Source organism: Cupriavidus sp. SIMBA_020 (assembly GCF_046535395.1).
Lineage (GTDB): Bacteria > Pseudomonadota > Gammaproteobacteria > Burkholderiales > Burkholderiaceae > Cupriavidus > Cupriavidus campinensis.
Genome location: NZ_JAWRWU010000639.1, coordinates 1 through 270 on the forward strand (window position 1 = coordinate 1; position 270 = coordinate 270).

General features: G+C 60.4%; 1 pseudogene. It reads right to left on the minus strand.

Features of this window, described 5'->3' with window-relative positions:
• A pseudogene (locus SB751_RS30865) lies at nucleotides 1–170 on the minus strand (HAD family hydrolase); the annotation flags it as partial.
• Between the last annotated feature and the right edge of the window lie 100 nt (nucleotides 171–270).

Consider the following 270-nt stretch of genomic DNA (forward strand, 5'->3'; position numbering starts at 1 on the left):
CCGGGGAACGCTGCGCGGCCCCGCAGGTACGGTTCAAAAATCTGGTCGTCGGAGAGATCCTTCGCGGCGACCCCGCCGAGGCGGCGCACCGAGGCGAGCACGCCCTGTTCGAAATTGATCAGCGTGCCGACGACATCGAACGTCAGCACCTTGAAATCGGTAAGCTTCATGGCCTGGATCCTTGATTACATGAAAATTGAGCGAAACAACTGAAACAAGCACAAACCGGACGCGCGCCCGTCAAGCGGGCACGACGATCGTGTCGTGCGG